We start from the raw sequence: 19,495 nt of genomic DNA on the forward strand, positions 1-19,495 counted from the left end.
TGCTACCTGTATGGCATGCCAAGGTTCAATTCATGATGTCGGCGGCTGTATCTGTGCCGCCGGGCTGACCATCACTGCCATAGGAGATGATGTCATAGTCACGTCCGCGCGTCCCCGGCGCCTTATAGACATAGGCCTTGCCCCAGGGGTCGAGCGGAATTTCCTTGGCCAGGTAGGGGCCGTTCCAGTTTCGGGCATCCACGGGTTTGGTCATCAAGGCCTTGAGACCCTCGGCTGTGGTGGGGTAGCGCCCGGCGTCCAGACGGAAGGTATCCAGTGCCTTGGCAAAGGACTCAATCTGGGCTTTGGCAACCTTTTGCTCGGATTTCCCCAGTTGGGCAAAGTATTTCGGGCCGACATAGGCTGCGAGCAGCCCGATGATCGCCATCACCACCAGCAGTTCCAGCAGGGTAAAGCCTGCGCTTTTTGGTGTCTTGTTTTGTCTGCGCACGACGTGTTGAGTCATTTTTGCATCCTGATTGGGTTGTGGGTGGGATACTCACAGCAAACGCAGCGCTAATGTTCGCATAGATGAGCAGCCGTTAGTGCAGTACGTGCACTTTTTCAAACGTGTTTTGATCCTGCCCCGATAATCGGAGCCTGAAAAGGCAGCATAAATCCTTGCAGTAAAGTGGCGAACAGGATTTAATCTGTGCGCCGATCCATTGTAAAGTCCGTTCATGCATGTTCCATTGAAACGTTCGCATCGCTTTGGCTTTACGCTCATCGAGATGCTTGTCACGTTGGCGATACTGGCCTTGCTTGCCACCATCGTGGCGCCGATTGCCCAGGTTTCGATCCAGCGCTCCAAGGAGCAACAGCTCCGGCTGGCCCTGCGCGAAATCCGCTCTGCGCTGGACGCCTACAAGCTCGCGGCCGATCAGGGCGTGATCCAGCGGGCATTGGATTCCTCGGGTTACCCAAAAAACCTGAGCGATCTTGTGCTAGGCATAACCGACCAACGTAATGCCAAGGGGCAGAAGGTTTATTTTCTGCGCCGCATCCCACGTGATCCGTTCGCCGACGACCCGGATCTGCCTGACGAGCAGACCTGGAATATCCGCAGCTATGCCAGCGAAGCGGCTGATCCGCATGAAGGCGCTGATGTCTACGATGTCTATAGTCGTTCTCCTTTGGTGGGGCTGAACGGCATTCCGTATCGCCGATGGTAAGCCCAGCCCCCAAGTCTCCTGCACGCACGGTGGGCTTCACCTATGTGGGGCTGATGATCGTGATTGCGCTCATCAGTCTCCTGGCTACCGCTTCCGTGCAATTCGGCGCCATCTACCAGCGACGGCAGGCCGAAGACCAATTATTGTTTGTCGGCCTGCAATACAAGCAGGCCATTCGCAGCTATTTTGAAGCGACACCCTCTGGCGCTGTGGCAACCCCACCCCCGCGTCTGGAAGACCTATTGCGTGATCCCCGCTTCCCAGGCGTCAAGCGCCACATTCGCCAACTTTATCCCGACCCGCTGACCGGCAAGCTGGATTGGGTGCTGATCCGCGCCTCCGACGGGCGGGGGATTCTGGGCGTACACAGCCGCTCGACCGAACATCCCATCCGCGTTGCCAACTTTCCCGACGAGGTATTTCATTTCAAGGGCCAGAAGAGCTATGCACAATGGGTGTTCGTGTATGGTGTGGTTTGCTCGGAAGCCGGTTGTGAAATCGATTCCAAGACCAACGACCTCAGCGAATCTACACGCTAACATCTTTTGCCTTCCCAATCGCTGTTGTCTGCTGCGGTTGTCTGCTTTTCGCCCCTCAAATTCCTGTTGAGCGAGGATTTTAACATGGCGAAAGATACCGGTAACACCTCTTGTTTTGAGCTAACCGACCGTCGGCTGATTTTTTCGTGTTTTTTGCAAAAAAACGGTGACGTACTCGTGTGACTCATTCTGGGTTGGCTGCACCTGTGATCTTGATAAAATCTATTTAAATCAACAGAATTTTCGTCTTTTCGCAGGGTTTTTGCTTTTTTGTCATATTTATGGGCGCGGAATAATGCCCATTTTTTTGGTCAATCAATCTGACTGTAGAGACTCGTTAATCTGTGACGGAATTAACGTTTTTGGCACCGTTCATCGTTCTGCACTTGTTTTGCTTTTTTGCTCCCCCTAATGTTCCGCCTGTTGTTTTATTGTCCCCTCAAGGGGATTATTAAAAGCAGCAATGCGACCGGTAACTTACCAAGAGAACCCCAGATCATGCAGATAAAAACGCTCAGAATCGCAACTGTTGCAGCCCTTGCTGCGATGTCCATGTATGCCACCTCTGCCGTGGCGGCCCCTGTTGGTTATGGCGCAGCCGCCACAGGCGGCGGTAGCGCGACCCCGGTTACTGCCAGTTCCCTGTCCGAAATCCAGTCTGCCATCAATGCCTATAGCGGCACGGGTGGGTTGGTGATCAAGTACACTGGTACTTTTGATTACTCCACCATCACCAACGTTTGCGCCCAACACAGCAAGGCGGTGCAGGAAGTCAGCATCAAGAACAAGAGCAACATCACGATTCTTGGGGCGAATGGCTCAGCGGCAAACTTCGGGATTCGCCTGGTGAATGCCAACAACATCATCATCCGCAATATGAAGATCGGCCTCTTGCAAGGCGGCGACAATAACGGTGATGCCATCGGCGTTGAAGGAAACTCCGCCAATGTGTGGATCGACCACAACGAACTGTTTTCCTCGAACACGACTTGCTCAGGCACGGGCGACACCATGTTCGACGGCCTGCTCGACATCAAGAAGGGGGCGAGCAAAATCACCGTCTCCTACAACTATTTCCACGATCACCACAAGGTGGGCCTGGACGGCTCCAGTGATACGGATAGCACCAACCGCTATATCACCTTCCACCACAACTGGTATTACAACGTCAGCTCCCGCACGCCGCTGCAACGCTTTGGCTACACCCATATCTATAACAACTATTACAACAAGATTACGGTGTCGGGCATCAATGTGCGCATGGGGGGTTATTCCCTGATTGAGTCGAACTATTTTGAAGATACCGCCAACCCGGTGACATCACGCGATAGCAAGACCATTGGTTATTGGGACCTGCGTAACAACTATCAAACAGGTACCCAGTGGTCGAGCAGCGGTTCAGGGGTTGTCAACGCCACAAGCTGGACGACGACCAAGACCTTCCCGATTGCATTGGGCTATACCTATACGCCGGATGCTGTGGCGCAGGTCAAATGCATTGTTCAGGCCACGGCAGGGGTGAGTTCAAACCTGGCTGAAACGGCCAGCAGCTGCGGCAGTTCGTCCAGCTCGTCCTCCTCCAGTTCATCTGCTTCCAGCTCATCGAGCGGGTCGTCGAGCAGCAGCTCATCCTCCAGCTCGTCTTCGTCCAGCAGTTCTTCGTCCTCCTCCAGCAGCAGTTCCAGCTCATCGGGTGGCACTTCGGCCAGCACCACTGCACCGACACTGGCAGGCACGGGGGATTATCCCACCGGGTTTTCCAAGTGTGCTTCCGTGGGTGAGACCTGCGTAGTGCCCTCTGGCAGCGGCTGGGTGGCTTTCGGGCGTAAGGGCAACTGGGTCAGCAAGTACGTGGGTGTGGGCAAGAGCGTGGCCTGCACGGTTGCAGCGTTTGGCTCCGACCCGAAGGGCAACCCAAACAAGTGTTCGTACCAGAAGTAATTTCCGCGCTCACGCAGGGTATCCGCACTGAATAACGCGGATATCTTGCGTGGCGTGTTGTTGCGCCGCCTCAAAAGGCTCACCACAGCGATGTGGCGAGCCTTTTCATTTACATGCCATTGTGGTTGGGGCCACTCCCCCCTTCGGGGGGCTGCCATTCGATATTCTGGCTGGGGTCTTTGATTGAGCAGGCCTTGCAATGCAGGCAGTTTTGCGCGTTGATCCGCAACGTGGCGCCCGCCTCTCCGCTGACGATCTCGTAGACGCCAGCAGGGCAGTAACGCTGCTCAGGTAGAGCATAGCGGGGTAGGTTGATCTTGATCGGTATGGACGTATCGTGCAGATGCAGGTGGCATGGCTGGTGCGCATCATGGGTGATGTTGCTCAACGCGATTGAACTGGGGCGATCAAAACTGATGCGCCCATCTGGCTTGGGGTAATCGATTTTGGGCGCTGTATCGGCGGGTTGCAGGCATGCGTGATCGGCTTGGCGATGGCCGAGCGTCCATGGTGCACGCAGGTGCAGGGCGGCCAGCCACATCTCCAACCCCGCTATGAGCGAGCCACCTACGAGACCCAGACGAGCGAGCCAGGGTTTGACGTTGCGCACAGAATCCAGTTCCCGCCACACATTCGACGCCTGCAGTGCACGCGCGTATTCCTCAGGCTTGTCATGCTGTCGTCCTTGTGCCAGTGCGGTGCAGAGGCTCTCTGCCGCCAGCATGCCTGAGCGCATCGCGTTGTGAATACCCTGGATGCGTGGCACATTGAGCATACCTGCACTGCATCCCAAGAGTGCCCCGCCTGGAAAGACGAGTTCCGGCAGGGATTGCAACCCTCCTGCGCTGATGCTGCGTGCGCCATAGCTCAGGCGCTGGCTGCCTTCCAGCAAAGGGCGGATGGCTGGGTGGGTCTTGAAGCGCTGAAACTCTTCAAAAGGCGACAGGTGCGGGTTGGCATAGTCGAGATGTACGACGAAACCCACCGCGAGTAGGTCTTTGTCGTAGTGATAAAGAAAGCCGCCGCCTTCCGTATGTGCATCCAGGGGCCAGCCCAGAGTGTGCTGGACACGCCCCGCCACATGTTTGTCTGAGGGGATGCGCCAGATTTCCTTGATGCCAAGTGCGTATTTCTGCGGCGAGGCCTGCTGGCGCAGACCAAAGTGTTTTTCCAGTTGCTGGGTGAGGGAGCCCCGTGCGCCTTCGGCGATCAGCGTGTAGGCCGCGCGCAATTCCATTCCCGGCGCAAATTGTGGGCCGGGTTGGCCTTGGCTGTCGCGGCCCATATCGCCAGTCAGTACCCCGACAATTTCTCCCGCGCCGCCATGGAGCAGTTCGGTGGCGGCAAAGCCGGGGTAGATCTCTACCCCCAGTGCTTCGGCTTGTTGTGCCAGCCAGACGCACAAATCCCCCAGGCTGATGACAAATGAATTGTGGTGATGCGTCAGCGGCGGGATGAGTGCGCCAGGCAGGCGCCAGGATGAGCGCTTGCTCAAGAAAGCCAGATGTTCTTCACGGATGGGCGTGTGGATAGGGGCGCCTTGTGTGCGCCAAGTAGGTAGCAATTCATCTAGAGGAGTGGGGTCGAGTATGGCGCCAGACAGGATGTGCCCCCCGATGCGGGCGGCTTTCTCCAGTACGCAGACGCTGATTTCGCGCCCTTGCCGCACCGCCTGCTGCTTCAGGCGGATGGCCGCCGCCAGCCCCGCCGGGCCCGCGCCGACGATCAGCACATCGTAGCGCATCACATCACGCTGCATGGTTATCGTGGTGAATTTGTTTGGCATAGCCGCTCAGGCCTCGACTTGTCTGCGTAGCGCGGAGAAAATGCCAAGCTCCCACTCCCGCATCGCCACCAGCAGGCCGGTGCCGTGGCGCTTGGAGCGGGGGGATTGTTGGCTTTCTTCGTGCAATTCTGCAAGTTTCTGGCGCAGGCGCCGCATCTCGATCTGCATTTTTTCGACGGCGGCGTCTGTCAGCATGGCATATGTAAAAGTCATCATCTCGGTGGGCCGTGAAAAATCGTCTGCCACAAAATCCGGCAAGCCCTCGTTCTGGAAAAATCTGCGGATCGGCCCGCCCGGCAGCCAGTCGAAGTCACGCGCCACATTCAGGCGCACGCGGTTGCCCGGCAGCAGGTTCAAGAGCCGCAGGCGGTCAAGCTTGAGCAGGTTTTCGATGCATTCCGACTCGCTGATCTGATAGGTTTTGACGATGTCTGCCACCTCCCATTGATTCAACATGCAGACGGCCACCAGCAGGAGTTTGTCGTTGGCGATCAACTGCCGTTCCTGCTCTGCACTGAGCGTGTGGAGCAGCGCTTCTCTGGCACTGGCTTCCAGGGTAAGTTCCGCCAGGGTGAAGCCTAGAATGCGGCTGATTTCCATGAGGCGATCCAGCGTAAAGCGCTGGGTGGCAAACATCCGCTTCACGCATTGCTCGGATACGCCTAGTCTGGCCGCCAGATCACGGTAAGTCAAACCCTGGGCCTTGAGATGGCGCCTGAGGGTGGTGAGTAGCTGATCAATCTCGCTCATACCGAAGTGAAGTATCAGATTTTGATACTTTCGATCTTACTATATGTATCTTTGTGAGAAAAAGTTTATTTCTGTGCGATTTGCAGGCATGCTTGGCGACGTCAGGCACTGATTGTGTGCCGTAAAGCCTGCCACTGCGCGCTACTGGAAAATCAAGGGGCAATGGGGCGGCAAGGTGCGGAGAACTGTTGAATGCTTCCTTTGCGTATTATTTCGACCGGCATGGCGTTGCCTGAGCAGGTGGTGAGCTCTGCCGAGCTGGATGTCCGTTTGAAACTGTCATCTGGTGCAGTACAGAAAAAAAGCGGGATCGTTTCCCGACATTTTGCGCAGGCGGGGGAATTGCAAAGTGAGTTTGCGGCACAGGCCGTGCGCCGTGCATTGAGCCGGGCGGGGCTGAAAGTAGGGGATCTGGATCTGCTGATTTCGGTGGCTGGCGTGGTGGAGCAGGCTTTGCCCAATATGGCCAACATGGTGGCCCACCATCTCGGTGTGAAAGGGCTGGCTGCATTTGACTTGAATGCCAGTTGCCTGGGATTCCTCGCTGGGCTGCAGGTCGCGGCCTCCATGCTGGCCAGCGGCATGTATCACCGCATCGCCCTGGTGGCCTCAGACTTGGCCAGCCGTGGCGTTGATTGGGACGACCCGGAGGCCTCATTCATTTTTGGTGACGGGGCCGCTGCCGTGATTCTGGAACGCGGCGCTGAACAGGGTATCCGCGCCTTTCGCCTCCAGACCTATCCGGAAGGGCGCACTTACTGCGAAATCCGCGCCGGGGNCACCCGCCGCAATCCACGCGTGGGTGTTGAGCCCAAGGATTTCCTCTTCCGTATGGATGGCAAGGCCGTTTTCAGGTTGGCCAGCCAGACCATGCCGAGGTTGCTGGATGATGTGCTGTATGAAGCGGGCATCTCTCGTCAACAGCTTGACGTGGTGGTGCCACACCAAGCCAGCCATCTGGGCATGGCGCATCTGATCAAGCGCTTGGATTTGTCCAAGGAACGGGTCGTCAACATCTATCCAACCCATGGCAATCAGGTGGCAGCATCTATTCCCACGGCATTGCACTACGCCTATGATCAGGGGTTGGCCAAGCCGGGAAAATCCGCCTTGTTGCTGGGGACCGCAGCGGGCTTTACCGCTGGCGCTGCGGTGCTGACGCTATGATGAAAATTCTGGTAACGGGGGCGACCAGTGGCCTGGGGCGCAACGCCGTGGAAGCCTTGCTGCAGCGGGGTATTGAGGCGATTGCACTGGGGCGTGATCGTGCGGTACTGGATGCAATCGCCCAACGCGGCATCAAGGTATGCCAAGCGGATCTTGCTGCTGTAACGCTTGAAGAAGCGCGTGCACTGGTGCGCGGCATGGATGCCGTCTGGCACTGCGCGGCACTGTCTTCTCCTTGGGGGGCATACCAAGCCTTCTACGAAGCCAATGTGCAAGCCAGCGAAACCTTGTTTCAGGCCTGTGCGGCAGAGGGGGTTGGGCGCTTTGTGCACATATCGACCCCCGCCTTGTACTTTGATTTCAATCATCGCCTGAATATCCGCGAAGATTTCAAGCCTGATCGTCATGTCAATCATTATGCGGCGACCAAAGCCCTGGCAGAACAGCGCCTGCAATCTTACGCGGCCAGGGCTCCTGACACGCATCTGTGTATTCTGCGGCCCCGTGCGATATTTGGTCCGCATGACCGGGTGCTCTTCCCCCGTCTGCTCAAGGTGATTGACCCGGCAACAGGTAAATTGACCCTCCCGCGTGCCGGGCGCACCATGCTTGATCTGACTTATGCGGCCAATGTGGTACACGCCATGTGGCGGGCTACGGTGGCGGATTATCCCTCTGGATCAGTCTTCAATATCACCAATGGCGAGCCCATCCGCGTGGTGGATGCACTGGAGCTATTGCTGGTGCGGGAACTTCAGCGGCCGTTGTATGTCAATGGTTTGCCCTATCCATTGTTGGCAACGGTGGCCTGGGGAATGGAGCAGGCCGCCCGTGTGACCGGTGTGGAACCTCGCCTGACGCGTTATAGCCTGGGTGCGCTGGCGTTTGATATGACGTTGGATATCACCGAGGCCAAATCCATGCTGGGGTATGTGCCGGTTGTGTCGCTTGAGCAGGGCATTGCGCATACCGCACGCTGGTTGCAGGAGCATCATGGCTGAAATTCACGCCTTCAAGGTTGGTTATTGTACGCATCCCGCCTGCATGGCAGTCAAGGGGGCAGGCTTGCGCCCGCGTCCCTTTCCTTCGCGTGCCTATCTGCTGATGACGCAATCCGGCCCCTATCTTTGGGACACGGGTTATTCCGAGCATTTCAGCGAAGAGGCACGCGGCATCTATACTCCGTACCGCTGGGTGACGCCCGTTCATTACCAGCATGATGCGGATTGCCTGGAAACGCAGCTCGCCCGCTTTGGCGTGTGGCCGCGTGATATCCGCGCTATCCTCATTTCTCATTTTCATGCTGATCACGTATCCGGTCTGCGTGATTATCCAGGGGTGCCCATGATGGCATCCCGATTTGCGCTAGACGCCATCCGCAAGCTGCAAGGCTTGGCCGCTCTGCGTAGAGCCTTTATTCCTGCACTATTGCCAAAGGATTTTGAAGAGCGCATCCAGGCGTTTGAAAGCACGCCGGCGCGAGACCTGCCTGCCGCCTTGCATCCGTTCAAGCAAGGGTGGCCGATTGATGCGGGTGGCGAACTCTGGGCTGTTGCTTTGCCCGGCCACGCAGAAGGGCACATGGGGGCTTTTGTGCAAACGGAATCAGGCTGGCAACTGCTCGCTGCGGACGCTGCCTGGGCGCCGGAAGCCTACCGTGAATTGCGTGGCCCGGCAGAGTTGTCTTTCCTGATCCAGCATAGCCGCAAGGAATACTACAAGACACTGGCAAAGCTCCATGCGCTGGATGGCAATGGCATCAAGATTCACCTGAGCCATGAGATGTAATGCCATGTGCAACTGCTTCCGGTGATCTGGAATAGGATATTACTTGATGTTCAGCGTTCTCTCTTTGTTGCATCACTATTACTCAGCCCGGCGTCTGCGGTTCAAGGATCGGGCTGCACTGGAAGCGCATCAGGCACAGGCCTTGTCACGCCATCTCAATTGGCTTTCCGCGCATAGTCCTTATTACGCAGCGTATGCCGGGCTGCCTTTGGCGCAGTGGCCTATGGTGGACAAGGCAGCGTGTCTGGCGCATTTCGATACAATGAATACCGCCGGATTGCAACTGGCCGCCGTCAAGGCTGCGGCCCTGCGTGCCGAGCATGAGCGGGATTTTTCACCGACGCTCGGGAAATATACCGTTGGCCTGTCTTCTGGCACCAGTGGCATGCGTGGCGTGTTTGTGGCAAGCCCTGCCGAGCGCGCCAAATGGGCGGGGCTGATACTGGCAAAGCTGCTGCCCGATGGATTTTTCCGCCGCGAACGGATTGCCTTCTTTTTGCGGGCCAATAGCAATCTCTACAAAAGCGTGCAGACCCCATGGATCGGGTTTCGCTTTTTCGATCTGACCGCTGCTTTTGAGCCACAACTCGAAGCGCTGACGCAATACCAACCCAGCATTATCGTCGCGCCCGCCCAGGTTTTGCGTGCGTTTGCGCTTGCCCAGCGGGAAGGGCGCCTGACCATTGCGCCCAAGCGTGTTATATCGGTGGCAGAGGTGCTGGAACCGGGGGACCGTCAGCTGATCGAATCCTTGTGGGTGCCACCTTCAGAAGTGTATCAGGCAACAGAGGGGTTTCTGGGATGTTCATGTTCTCATGGCAATCTGCATCTGAACGAAGAATATCTGCATATCGAGCCGGAATGGCTGGATGCGGACAAGACCCGCATGGTGCCGATCATCACCGATTTTACGCGTACCACCCAGCCCATCATCCGTTATCGCCTCAATGATGTGCTGGCGGTGCGCAAGGAGCCTTGCCCCTGCGGCAATCCAACGCTTACCTTGGCGCACATTGAGGGGCGCTGTGACGATCAATTGCAACTTCCTGCGCAAGCGGGCGGGCAGATGGCGGTGTTTGCCGATGCCATTTCACGTGCTTTGCTGCGGGTCTTGCCGCTTGAATTGGATTATCGCCTGACGCAAACAGCCCCAGGTGCCTTGCGATTGGCATGTCCGCTGGAATCGGCACAGGTTCCGGCGGTGTTTTCTGCCCTTGGGCGGGAGCTTGAACAACTGGGGGTGAATACTGCATTACTCAAATGGGATTGGACGCCACAATTGCCGGTGTTTGACCCCAGTGCAAAACGTCGGCGCATCATACGGAGCATTACTTGAACATCTTGATCACCGGCGCACGTGCGCCGATCAGCGCCGATCTTGCCCGCGTGCTGGCGGGTGCGGGCCAGCGCATCTGGCTGACGGACAGTCTGCGCTGGCCGATTGGCCGTTTTTCGCCGCATATCCAGGGCTTTTGCCAAACACCACCCCCTGTCGGTCAATTCGAGGCCTTTTCACAGGCCATGGCCGAGCTGGTGGCCGCACACGGCATTGAATGCATCATCCCCACCTCGGAAGAGGTGTTCTGGCTGGCCCAGGTGCCCGCCTTGCAGCCCTTGTTGTTTGCGCCACCTTTTGAGGTGCTGGATGCACTCCACAACAAGGCGCAATTTGCTCACTTTGCGCAAAGAATGGGTTACGGGGCACCCCAGAATTTTGTTCTGCGCTCGCAGGACGAAGCGCGTGCCTTTGTGCATGAACATGCCCCGCAGGATTTTGTGTTCAAACCTGTGTACTCGCGCTTTGGCACGTCTGTGCATGTCGAGCCTTTGCCGCCAACGGTACTCAATCTGGATTTTTCGCGTCCGTGGCTCGCGCAAACCCGCATCAAGGGGCAGGAGGTCTGTTTGTATAATGTTGCCAAGCAGGGGCGATTGCTCTTGCATCGCGCCTACCTACCCCGGTATCGGGCCGGGCAGGGGGCGAGCATCTATTTTGAGCCGTTTTATGACGATAAACTGTTTGTGCTGTGTGAAAAGATCATCTCCGCACTGGAATTGAGTGGGCAGATCAGTTTTGATGTGATTCAGGGCGATAGTGGGCCGGTGGTACTCGAATGCAATCCGCGTGGCACCAGTGGGGTTCATCTTGCAGCCCTGCAGCCGCAAGCTTTTGCCGCTGCCCTGCTGGGCGAATCCGCTTGCGCCGATCATCTGGCACATCAACCCAGTGTGCTCGGCCTGCCGTTCTTGATGTATCACGGCCACCAGCTTTGGCGAGATGAGGTCCGTGAGGATCTGGCGCGCGCCCAGGATGCCATGCGGGCAGCGGGTGTTCCGCGTTGGGCACCTGTTGTTTCCACTGTCGAGGTGCTGGGCCGGGCCTGCCGTTTGATGTGCAACCCGCTGGCTGCCTGTACGCGCGATATCGAATGGAACGGAGTGGTTGATGTTCTTGATGCCTGAGGTATGTGATCCCTGGCAGGCTTTTTTGCATACGGCCCTGCTGCCCCGGCGCTTGGCGAGCAACTTGAGCGTGGATACCCATCTGGTATTGGCAGGAGGGCAGAATATGCCTGTGACACTCAATCTGGATGGGCAGGCTATGACCAGCTGGGTAGCAAGTTTGCGCAACAGTTACGGCCCCTATGCACGTGCCGAGACTGATCTGGTGGGTATGTCCCCTTGGCTCAAGCCCTTGTACCAAGGGGCGTCACAATTTGCCGAGCGGCTTTTGTGCATGGGGGGCTTGAAGGGTGGTTTGTTTCTGAACAACTGGTTGCTGGCAACCAATCTGTATTCGCAGGCGTTTGACTGCGCATCCATTTTGCATGCGTGTGCTGAACTGGAAAAGACATATCCTGACGTGCCCGTTGTGGTGCGTTCGCTGGTGGCGCCACTGCATGCACGCCTGATGGCGGAGCTGGCGCAAGCCGATTTTGTCTTTCTGCCTACGCGGCAGGTCTGGTTGCAGCATGAAATCCAGACGGGCGGTTGGCGCCACCATTCGGACGTTAAAAAGGATCTGGCACTTGAGCACCGCAAGGCGGCCACTACCGAGTGGGTGCCTGGGGCGCAGTTTTGCGATGCAGATTTCTCCCGTGCCTGTAGCCTTTATAATGCATTGTATCGTGGCCGCTATCCGGTTCATAACCCGGATTACCAGGACGCTTTCTTTCGCCTAGGGGTACAATCCGGATGGTTGCGCCTGTACGGGCTACGCGAGCCGGGCAAGCCTTTATGTGGCGTGGTGGGGGTGATCGAACGTGAAGGGGTGTATGCCACACCGGTATTGGGTTACGACCTGACCGCAAGCACGGCGGAGGGGCTCTATCGGCGCCTGATGCTGAAGGCATTTCTAGAAGTGGAGGAGGGCCGGGGGATTTTGCATTGTAGCGGTGGTGCCGGGCATTTCAAACGCCAGCGTGGGGCATGTAGCGCGGTGGAATTTGCGGCCATCCATGTTGCCCGTCTTTCCAGGCCCCAGCGTGCTGCCTTGCGCAGCTTGGCGGGATTGCTGCACAAGCTGGCTGTGCCCTATCTGCAGGAGAAAGTGTTGTGAGTGCAAGGGAGCGCGTGCTGCGCTGGTGGCTGGCTTTGCTGGGAAATACCATCCTGTACGGCGGCACGGGCTATTTTGCCGGGAATCCGATCCATGCCGTGCCCCCTGTTATGCTGGATGAGTGGATTGGTTTTAGCCCTCACGCCATATGGGGATATATGTCGTTTTTTGTGTTGATCGGCTGGACCTTTCTGCGCGTACCAGCGGCGGTGGCCCGTTGCCTGACCTGGCTGATTCCGGCAACTTCCGCTTTTGCGGCGATTTTTTTCTGGCTGTATCCAACCCGCATTGGTGTGGCCCAGCCCTGCGGGATGGAGAACCTGAGTGCGTGGGCGTGTCACGTCTTGCAATCGACGGACACCCCCTATAACTGTCTGCCGTCCTTGCATGCGGCCATCAGTGTGTTGTGTGTGGGCGCGCTGTGGTCTGCCGTCGGGCGTTATGCGAGGATGGTTTATCTGGTTTGGGCTGTGTGGATCTGCTGGTCTGCCATCGCGCTACGCCAGCATCTGAGTGCCGATATTTTGGCGGGCGCCGTTTTGGGGGCTGTGGCAGTCTGGCTTGCGTGGGATCAATTCCAGGCGCAGCGCTTGCCCAAGGCGGGGCTGGGAAGAACGGCCTGATTGGCGGATAATCTATCGCTTCTGTCGTGGGGCGTGTTCAAGTGCAGCAGGCCCCATGCACGTCTGTGCATTTCCCTTGCGCCAAGCCTGTTGTGTAGTGTGACAGGCTGAGTTGCCAGGGGCTCCGTTCCTGTTTGAGGTTCCCCCGCGTGTTTCGCATTCCTAAACTTGTACTGATCCCCATGATCGTGGCCTGTGCGCTCTTCATGGAGAACATGGATTCCACTGTGATCGCCACCTCCTTGCCCACCATTGCGCGGGACTTGGGTGAGAATCCGATTGCGCTGAAACTGGCGCTGACGTCCTACTTGCTCAGTCTGGCTATCTTCATACCGATCAGTGGCTGGATGGCGGATCGGTTTGGTGCCCGCACGGTGTTCCGTACCGCCATCTGGGTGTTCATGGGCGGCTCCATGCTGTGCGCATTTTCAAATTCCCTGCTCGGTTTTGTGGCAGCCCGCTTTGTTCAGGGCATGGGCGGGGCGATGATGGTGCCGGTGGGGCGCCTGGTGGTGCTGCGTTCCGCTACCAAAGAAGAGTTGGTACGGGCGTTGAGCTACCTGACGATTCCCGCGCTGGTCGGCCCGGTGATCGGCCCGCCCCTTGGGGGCTTCATCAGTACCTATTTCCATTGGCGCTGGATCTTTTTCATCAACATCCCGATCAGCATCATCGGCATCGTGATGGCAGGCATCCACATCGAAAACCTGAAGGAGGCGCAGACGCCTCCGCTGGATATCCCCGGCTTTATGCTGTCGGCAGTGAGCCTTTCACTGCTCATGATGGGGTTGGCAACTTTTGGGCGGCATCTGTTGCCGACCCCAATATCGGTGCTGTGCGTGGTCATTGGTGCCATCCTGCTTGCAGGCTATGTCTTCCAGGCCCGACGCACCGAGCACCCACTGCTCAATCTCGATTTGTTCCGGATTCCCTCCTTCAACGCAGGGGTGACCGGCGGGTTCTTCTTTCGCATTGGCATCGGGGCAATCCCTTTCCTGCTGCCCCTGATGCTGCAACTGGGGTTTGGCCTCAACTCCTTCGAGTCTGGCATGCTCACCTGTGCCTCGGCGATTGGTGCCATCTTCATGAAAACCATCGCCGCAAAAATCCTGCAGCGCTATGGTTTCCGTTCTGTGCTGGTGACCAATACGGTGCTGGTCACGGCATCGTTGGCGGTGATCGGGCTGTTCACCCGCACCACCCCGGCCATGGTCATCATCAGCATCTTGCTGCTGGGGGGCTGTTTCCGTTCGCTGCAATTTACCAGTCTGAATGCTCTGTCATATGCCGACATCGACAAACCCGTGATGAGCCAAGCTACCAGCATGGCCAGCGTAGTCCAGCAACTGGCCGCCGGGATGGGGATTACCGTGGGTGCGCTGGCTTTGCAGGGCAGCAACTGGTTTCAGGGCCATGCCCAGATCGTGGCGGGGGACTTCCCGCCAGCCTTCCTGTTCGTGTCTTTGGTTTCTCTCTCGTCGCTCTTCTGGCTGAACCGCCTTGCCAAAGATGCAGGGGCCGAGATTTCTGGTCATCAGAGCGAGGGTTGAAGCCGGGGCTGCCGCCAGAGCGATGAGCCGTGTTAATGTATAAAAAAATCTTACCTAGGAGACAATAGATGCCAGATCGTAACCGTTACTTCCTTGAAGAAGCCCAGATGCCGGGCAAGTGGTACAACATCGCGGCAGACCTGCCCACTCCGCAGGCGCCCCCGCTGCACCCGGCCACCGGCCAGCCGATTGGCCCGGATGATCTGGCCCCACTGTTCCCGCAGGCCATCATTGCGCAGGAAGTCTCCACCGAACGTTGGATCGACATCCCCGAACCTGTGCAGGAAGTCTTCAAGCTCTGGCGCCCTAGTCCCCTCTACCGTGCCCGCCGCCTCGAAAAAGCCCTCGACACCCCCGCCAAAATCTATTTCAAGTATGAAGGCGTGTCGCCCGCAGGGAGCCACAAACCCAATTCCGCGATTCCGCAAGCCTGGTACAACGCCCAGGAAGGGGTGAAGAAACTCGCCACCGAAACCGGGGCAGGGCAGTGGGGCTCGTCGCTGGCGTTTGCCGGTGGGCTGTTCGGGCTGGACGTGACGGTGTATCAGGTACGTGTCTCCTACGACCAAAAACCCTACCGCCGCGCCATGATGGAAACCTGGGGGGCGCGCTGCATTCCCTCGCCATCGCCTACGACTGATGCAGGCCGGGCCATTCTGGCCGCGCATCCCGATCACATGGGTTCGCTGGGCATTGCGATTTCTGAAGCGGTGGAAGTGGCAGCCAAGAATCCCGATACAAAATACGCCTTGGGTTCGGTGCTCAACCACGTATTGCTGCATCAGACCATTGTCGGCCAGGAAGCTATCCTACAGATGGAGATGGCAGGCGATGACCCGGATGTCATCATCGGTTGCACGGGTGGCGGCTCCAACTTCGCGGGGATTGCCTTCCCCTTTCTTGGCCAGCAACTACGCGGAGAGCATAACAAGCGCCGCTTTGTGGCCGTGGAACCCGCTGCCTGCCCGAGCCTGACGCGTGGCAAGTTCGCTTACGATTTTGGCGACACCTCGCATCTTACGCCGATGGTGAAGATGCATACCCTGGGTTCCACCTTTACGCCGCCAGGTTTTCATGCCGGTGGCCTGCGCTACCATGGCATGGCGCCGATGCTCAGCCATATCGCCAATCTGGGCCTGATTGAAGCGCAAGCCTATCACCAAGGCCCGTGTTTTGAGGCGGGTGTGCTGTTTGCCCGCACCGAAGGCATCGTTCCCGCACCGGAAGCCACCCATGCGATCAAGGGTGTGGTGGAAGAAGCGTTGCGCTGCAAGCGTGAAGGGCGCGCCGAGACTTTGCTGTTCTGCCTCTCCGGTCATGGTCATCTGGATATGGCTGCATATCAGGCGTACTTTGATGGCAAGCTCGTCGATCAGGATTATGACGAAAAGGAACTCGCCATGGCGCTGTCGATGCTGCCGCAAGTGGCAAGCTGATTGATCGTGTGAAAGAAGGGGGCCGTGGCCCCCTTGTGATTACAGGCTGCGGCGATATTCCGCCAGTTCAGCAATGCTTAGGCAGACCAGATCGTGCATCTGGGCGTAGCGCCGGATGTCCTCCCCACGGGCCATGGTGCCATCCGGGTTCATCAATTCACACAGCACGGCAGCCGGTTGCAGGCCTGCCAGCCTTGCCAGATCCACCGACCCCTCGGTATGCCCCCGGCGGCTGAGCACGCCACCGGGGCGCGCACGCAAGGGGAATACATGACCGGGGCTGACGATCTGGGCGGGGTCTCCACTCAATGCAGCACGGATCGTGGTGACGCGGTCTGCGGCGCTGACTCCGGTGGTGATGCCATCGCGGGCTTCGATGCTCACGGTGAAGGCTGTGCCGAAGCGGCTCTCGTTCTGTGCCACCATGGGCGCCAGTTGCAACGCATGCAGGTGCTCATCCGTGAGGCACAGGCAGACTATGCCACTGCAATCACGGATCAGCATCGCCATGGCGGCGACATCGATTTTCTCAGCGGCAAGGATCAGGTCCGCCTCGTTTTCGCGGTCAAAGTCGTCGCACAGGATGACCGGGCGGCCTGCCCGCATATCGCTTAACGCACGCTGGATGCGTTGGGCGAAGGGGAGGTCGGTGATGGCTGGAAGGGTGTTGACTGCTTGATTCATGGTTGAAACGCTCTCGCATAAAAAAGTGGGCGAAAAACGTTTCAGGGCTGCGGACAGCCGAGCACAAATACCTGCGGACAGGCTCACGCCCGTGCAGGTTCATGCTGGCTGGCACATCTTCTCTCATCCGGACTTTAACCGTCGGCTCTGGATTCTCACCAAATCTGCTGACCCTGCCACACATGGCAGGCGCTCGCGGGCTTGGCAGCCTGTTGCTGCCTTACCGCCGGTGGGGAGTTTCACCCCGCCCTGAAGACGTACTCCTTGTGCCGGTTTCCCGGCAGCCCCCATTCTATAGGAATGAGGGCTGTAATAAAATGCTGCGTACTGCCCTGTGCAACGGATATGCCTATGCCCACCCGAACCCAAGTCGCCACGGCGCACGCCTTGCAGCTGCTTTTTGCAGATGCTGCGGACCCGGAACGTGCCATCGGCATGGCTGCATACATGAAGGGACTGTTCCCTTTTTTCGGTATCCCTACGCCTCAAAGGCGTGAGCTGATGCGCCCGTGGCTGGCTGAAATCGGGCGTGAGCCTGCGGCCGGGGAACTGCTGGGGGTTGCCGAATCTCTGTGGAAATGTGCGCAGCGGGAGTGCCAGTACGCTGCCGTGGACATGCTCGTCAAACACGCCAAGCGTTTTGAACCTCAGTATGAGGCTAGGTTGGCAGCATTGATCTGCAAAAAATCCTGGTGGGATACGGTGGATCTGCTGGCTGCACACGTGTACGGCAAGCTGGCGCAGGATTCAGAATCCGTGCGGCAAACACTGGATGGGTATGCCGAGCACGAGAATCTGTGGCTGCGGCGCGTGGCGGTCCTCTACCAACTCAATTACGCAGAGCAGACGGACCTGGAACGCCTGACGAGGATACTGGAAGCCAATCTCGCGCATCCGGATTTCTTCATCCGCAAGGCCATGGGCTGGGCGCTGCGCCAATATGCGCGTACTGATGCGGATTGGGTAAGGCGATGGTTGCAGGCACATGGAGATGCTGTACCTGCATTGACCCGACGGGAAGCGGGGAAGCATTTGTGAGAACCTGCTCATAATCTTGCTGCAAGGCCGTGATCGCGGCTTATGCGCTACAGATTCTGAGCAGGTACTAAGACTTCCCTGCGATGCGGTTTAAATGACTTTCAAGCCGTGCAGCAAGATGATTGCAATCGACAGCGGGGCAATGAAACGCACCAGGAAGAACACAATTTTGATCAGCGCTGTGTTCTTGAGCGCGCCATCATTGCTCAACTGCTTTTGCAATTGGGGCAGGCCATAGACCCAGCCTACGAACAGGCAGATCAGGATGCCGCCCACCGGCAGCAGGATGTTGGAGCTGAGGAAGTCAAACAGGTCAAAGGCATTCATGCCAAACAGTTTGACGTCGGCCATCGTGCTTTGCGACAGCGCGGCGGGAATCCCCATCAGCAGGATTGCCAGCACGGTGAGGGCGGCGGCCTTCTTGCGCCCCATGCTGTAGCGTTCAGAGAGAATGGCGACCGGCACTTCCAGCAGGGACAGGATGGCGCCGACGCTGGCGACTGCGGTGAGTACGAAGAAGGTGGTCATGAAGATGACGCCGCCGGGCATGCTGGTAAACACCGCCGGAATGGTCATGAACACCAGCGAGGGGCCTGCCGCCGGGGCAAAACCGAAGGCGAACACGGCCGGGAAGATCGCCATCCCCGCGAGCAGCGAGACCGAGAGGTCGGCAAACATCACTCGTGTGGTGGTGGCGGGAATGTTCTGATCTTCGCGGAAATAGCTGCCATAAGTCATCATTGTGCCCATCCCGAGTGAGAGCTTGAAGAAGGCGAGCCCTAGGGCGGTGAGGATGACGGCGGGGGTGATCTTGGACAGATCCGGCTTGAAGAGGAATTCCAGCCCGGCCATGGCACCCGGCAGGGTGAGGCTGCGGATGCACAGGATCACCAGCAGGATGAAGAGCAGGGGCATGAGCTTGCGGGCCACGGCTTCAATCCCCTTCGAGACCCCCATCATGATGATGGAGCCGGTCAGCCCCAACACCACCCATTGCCATACGAGTGAGGAGATGGGGTCGGAAACCAGCTTGCCGAACACCTCCTGCGCGACCTTGGGGTCGGTCGTGGCAATTGAGCCGGTGGCCGCCTTGAAAATATAGGCATATACCCAGCCTGCTACTTCCGAATAGAAGGCGGTAATCAGCAAGGCGGCGCAAAAGCCCATCCAGCCGATGATCTTCCAGCCTTTTTGCTGGGTGACGCGGTCAAATACCGTCACAGCGTTGGCGCGTGCCGCCCGCCCCAGCATGGTTTCCACCATCATCAGAGGAAGCCCGACCAATAGGGTGGCCAGCAGGTAGACCAGCAGGAAACCTGCGCCGCCGTTGCTGCCGGTCAGCGACGGGAACTTCCAGATATTGCCCAGGCCGACGGCGGAGCCCAGGGTTGCCAGCAGCACGCCAAAGCTGCTGGTAAAGCCGTCACGTGTGGATTGAGTCATATTCTTGTCCGATCTGCAT

The 19,495-nt window shown here is 58.0% G+C and carries 18 protein-coding genes and 1 riboswitch; of the genes, 13 read left to right on the plus strand and 5 right to left on the minus strand.

The features are described from left to right. Positions 1 to 25: 25 nt before the first annotated feature. Positions 26 to 466 (minus strand): type II secretion system major pseudopilin GspG, encoded by a 441-nt coding sequence (gene gspG / locus B145_RS0103390; protein WP_018605186.1) that lies wholly within the window; start codon positions 464 to 466, stop codon positions 26 to 28. A gap of 226 nt (positions 467 to 692) precedes the next feature. Here gspG and B145_RS0103395 point away from each other — a divergent pair, with 226 nt between their 5' ends. The 3 genes from B145_RS0103395 (at position 693) to B145_RS24285 (ending at position 3,652) form a co-directional block, all read left to right on the plus strand. Then, a complete protein-coding gene (locus B145_RS0103395) occupies positions 693 to 1,172 on the plus strand; it encodes a type II secretion system protein (protein ID WP_245541821.1) in 480 nt (159 codons plus the stop codon). After that, positions 1,166 to 1,711, plus strand: coding sequence for a type II secretion system protein (locus B145_RS0103400; RefSeq protein ID WP_018605188.1), 546 nt, complete (start codon positions 1,166 to 1,168; stop codon positions 1,709 to 1,711). The genes B145_RS0103395 and B145_RS0103400 overlap by 7 nt, the downstream gene beginning before the upstream one ends. 498 nt (positions 1,712 to 2,209) lie before the next feature. Then, positions 2,210 to 3,652, plus strand: a complete 1,443-nt coding sequence (locus B145_RS24285) for a pectate lyase family protein (RefSeq protein WP_018605189.1) — start codon at positions 2,210 to 2,212, stop codon at positions 3,650 to 3,652. Positions 3,653 to 3,761: 109 nt separating this feature from the next. Here B145_RS24285 and B145_RS0103410 read toward each other — a convergent pair whose 3' ends face one another. Continuing rightward, positions 3,762 to 5,438 (minus strand): electron transfer flavoprotein-ubiquinone oxidoreductase, encoded by a 1,677-nt coding sequence (locus tag B145_RS0103410; RefSeq protein WP_018605190.1) that lies wholly within the window; start codon positions 5,436 to 5,438, stop codon positions 3,762 to 3,764. A gap of 6 nt (positions 5,439 to 5,444) precedes the next feature. Further along, positions 5,445 to 6,188 (minus strand): helix-turn-helix domain-containing protein, encoded by a 744-nt coding sequence (locus B145_RS0103415; RefSeq protein WP_018605191.1) that lies wholly within the window; start codon positions 6,186 to 6,188, stop codon positions 5,445 to 5,447. A 192-nt stretch (positions 6,189 to 6,380) separates the two neighbouring features. Here B145_RS0103415 and B145_RS0103420 point away from each other — a divergent pair, with 192 nt between their 5' ends. The 9 genes from B145_RS0103420 to B145_RS0103460 all read left to right on the plus strand — a co-directional run bounded on the left by B145_RS0103420 (position 6,381) and on the right by B145_RS0103460 (position 16,311). Continuing rightward, the gene (locus tag B145_RS0103420; protein ID WP_018605192.1) at positions 6,381 to 7,355 is read left to right on the plus strand and encodes a 3-oxoacyl-ACP synthase III family protein; all 975 of its coding nucleotides are present in this window, start codon (positions 6,381 to 6,383) and stop codon (positions 7,353 to 7,355) included. Continuing rightward, a complete protein-coding gene (locus B145_RS0103425) occupies positions 7,352 to 8,356 on the plus strand; it encodes an NAD-dependent epimerase/dehydratase family protein (protein WP_211209748.1) in 1,005 nt (334 codons plus the stop codon). The genes B145_RS0103420 and B145_RS0103425 overlap by 4 nt, the downstream gene beginning before the upstream one ends. Beyond that, positions 8,349 to 9,143 carry an MBL fold metallo-hydrolase gene (locus tag B145_RS0103430; protein ID WP_018605194.1) on the plus strand — a complete coding sequence of 265 codons (795 nt, stop codon included), beginning with the start codon at positions 8,349 to 8,351 and terminating at the stop codon, positions 9,141 to 9,143. Before B145_RS0103425 ends, B145_RS0103430 begins: the two co-directional genes overlap by 8 nt. 46 nt (positions 9,144 to 9,189) lie before the next feature. After that, the gene (locus tag B145_RS0103435) at positions 9,190 to 10,479 is read left to right on the plus strand and encodes a F390 synthetase-related protein (RefSeq protein WP_018605195.1); all 1,290 of its coding nucleotides are present in this window, start codon (positions 9,190 to 9,192) and stop codon (positions 10,477 to 10,479) included. Then, positions 10,476 to 11,606 carry an ATP-grasp domain-containing protein gene (locus B145_RS0103440; protein ID WP_018605196.1) on the plus strand — a complete coding sequence of 377 codons (1,131 nt, stop codon included), beginning with the start codon at positions 10,476 to 10,478 and terminating at the stop codon, positions 11,604 to 11,606. Before B145_RS0103435 ends, B145_RS0103440 begins: the two co-directional genes overlap by 4 nt. Beyond that, positions 11,590 to 12,702 carry a GNAT family N-acetyltransferase gene (locus tag B145_RS0103445; RefSeq protein WP_018605197.1) on the plus strand — a complete coding sequence of 371 codons (1,113 nt, stop codon included), beginning with the start codon at positions 11,590 to 11,592 and terminating at the stop codon, positions 12,700 to 12,702. The genes B145_RS0103440 and B145_RS0103445 overlap by 17 nt, the downstream gene beginning before the upstream one ends. Continuing rightward, positions 12,699 to 13,325, plus strand: a complete 627-nt coding sequence (locus B145_RS0103450; RefSeq protein ID WP_018605198.1) for a phosphatase PAP2 family protein — start codon at positions 12,699 to 12,701, stop codon at positions 13,323 to 13,325. Before B145_RS0103445 ends, B145_RS0103450 begins: the two co-directional genes overlap by 4 nt. Positions 13,326 to 13,474: 149 nt before the next feature. Continuing rightward, positions 13,475 to 14,875 carry an MFS transporter gene (locus B145_RS0103455; protein WP_018605199.1) on the plus strand — a complete coding sequence of 467 codons (1,401 nt, stop codon included), beginning with the start codon at positions 13,475 to 13,477 and terminating at the stop codon, positions 14,873 to 14,875. A gap of 68 nt (positions 14,876 to 14,943) precedes the next feature. After that, entirely contained in the window at positions 14,944 to 16,311 is a 1,368-nt protein-coding gene (locus B145_RS0103460) for a TrpB-like pyridoxal phosphate-dependent enzyme (protein ID WP_018605200.1), read from the plus strand. A 39-nt stretch (positions 16,312 to 16,350) separates the two neighbouring features. Here B145_RS0103460 and ribB read toward each other — a convergent pair whose 3' ends face one another. Continuing rightward, positions 16,351 to 16,995: a 3,4-dihydroxy-2-butanone-4-phosphate synthase gene (ribB, locus tag B145_RS0103465; protein WP_018605201.1), complete on the minus strand. Its 645-nt coding sequence runs from the start codon at positions 16,993 to 16,995 to the stop codon at positions 16,351 to 16,353. 111 nt (positions 16,996 to 17,106) lie between these two features. Further along, positions 17,107 to 17,256: riboswitch (FMN riboswitch) on the minus strand. A 90-nt stretch (positions 17,257 to 17,346) separates the two neighbouring features. Here ribB and B145_RS0103470 point away from each other — a divergent pair. Further along, the gene (locus tag B145_RS0103470; protein WP_018605202.1) at positions 17,347 to 18,033 is read left to right on the plus strand and encodes a DNA alkylation repair protein; all 687 of its coding nucleotides are present in this window, start codon (positions 17,347 to 17,349) and stop codon (positions 18,031 to 18,033) included. A gap of 90 nt (positions 18,034 to 18,123) precedes the next feature. On the opposite strand, the gene B145_RS0103475 is transcribed toward B145_RS0103470, so the two are convergent. Further along, on the minus strand, positions 18,124 to 19,476 hold the full coding sequence (locus B145_RS0103475) for a sodium-dependent transporter (protein WP_018605204.1): 1,353 nt from the start codon (positions 19,474 to 19,476) through the stop codon (positions 18,124 to 18,126). Positions 19,477 to 19,495 lie beyond the last annotated feature (19 nt).

Source organism: Uliginosibacterium gangwonense DSM 18521 (assembly GCF_000373965.1).
GTDB lineage: Bacteria > Pseudomonadota > Gammaproteobacteria > Burkholderiales > Rhodocyclaceae > Uliginosibacterium > Uliginosibacterium gangwonense.

Bases quoted from the DNA above. Each gene is read 5' to 3' on its own strand.
- B145_RS0103435 (WP_018605195.1), top strand. From the start codon at position 9,190: ATGTTCAGCGTTCTCTCTTTGTTGCATCACTATTACTCAGCCCGGCGT.
- B145_RS0103415 (WP_018605191.1), bottom strand. From the start codon at position 6,188: ATGAGCGAGATTGATCAGCTACTCACCACCCTCAGGCGCCATCTCAAG.
- B145_RS24285 (WP_018605189.1), top strand. From the start codon at position 2,210: ATGCAGATAAAAACGCTCAGAATCGCAACTGTTGCAGCCCTTGCTGCG.
- B145_RS0103425 (WP_211209748.1), top strand. From the start codon at position 7,352: ATGATGAAAATTCTGGTAACGGGGGCGACCAGTGGCCTGGGGCGCAAC.
- ribB (WP_018605201.1), bottom strand. From the start codon at position 16,995: ATGAATCAAGCAGTCAACACCCTTCCAGCCATCACCGACCTCCCCTTC.
- B145_RS0103400 (WP_018605188.1), top strand. From the start codon at position 1,166: ATGGTAAGCCCAGCCCCCAAGTCTCCTGCACGCACGGTGGGCTTCACC.
- gspG (WP_018605186.1), bottom strand. From the start codon at position 466: ATGACTCAACACGTCGTGCGCAGACAAAACAAGACACCAAAAAGCGCA.
- B145_RS0103445 (WP_018605197.1), top strand. From the start codon at position 11,590: ATGTTCTTGATGCCTGAGGTATGTGATCCCTGGCAGGCTTTTTTGCAT.
- B145_RS0103475 (WP_018605204.1), bottom strand. From the start codon at position 19,476: ATGACTCAATCCACACGTGACGGCTTTACCAGCAGCTTTGGCGTGCTG.
- B145_RS0103460 (WP_018605200.1), top strand. From the start codon at position 14,944: ATGCCAGATCGTAACCGTTACTTCCTTGAAGAAGCCCAGATGCCGGGC.
- B145_RS0103410 (WP_018605190.1), bottom strand. From the start codon at position 5,438: ATGCCAAACAAATTCACCACGATAACCATGCAGCGTGATGTGATGCGC.
- B145_RS0103430 (WP_018605194.1), top strand. From the start codon at position 8,349: ATGGCTGAAATTCACGCCTTCAAGGTTGGTTATTGTACGCATCCCGCC.
- B145_RS0103470 (WP_018605202.1), top strand. From the start codon at position 17,347: ATGCCCACCCGAACCCAAGTCGCCACGGCGCACGCCTTGCAGCTGCTT.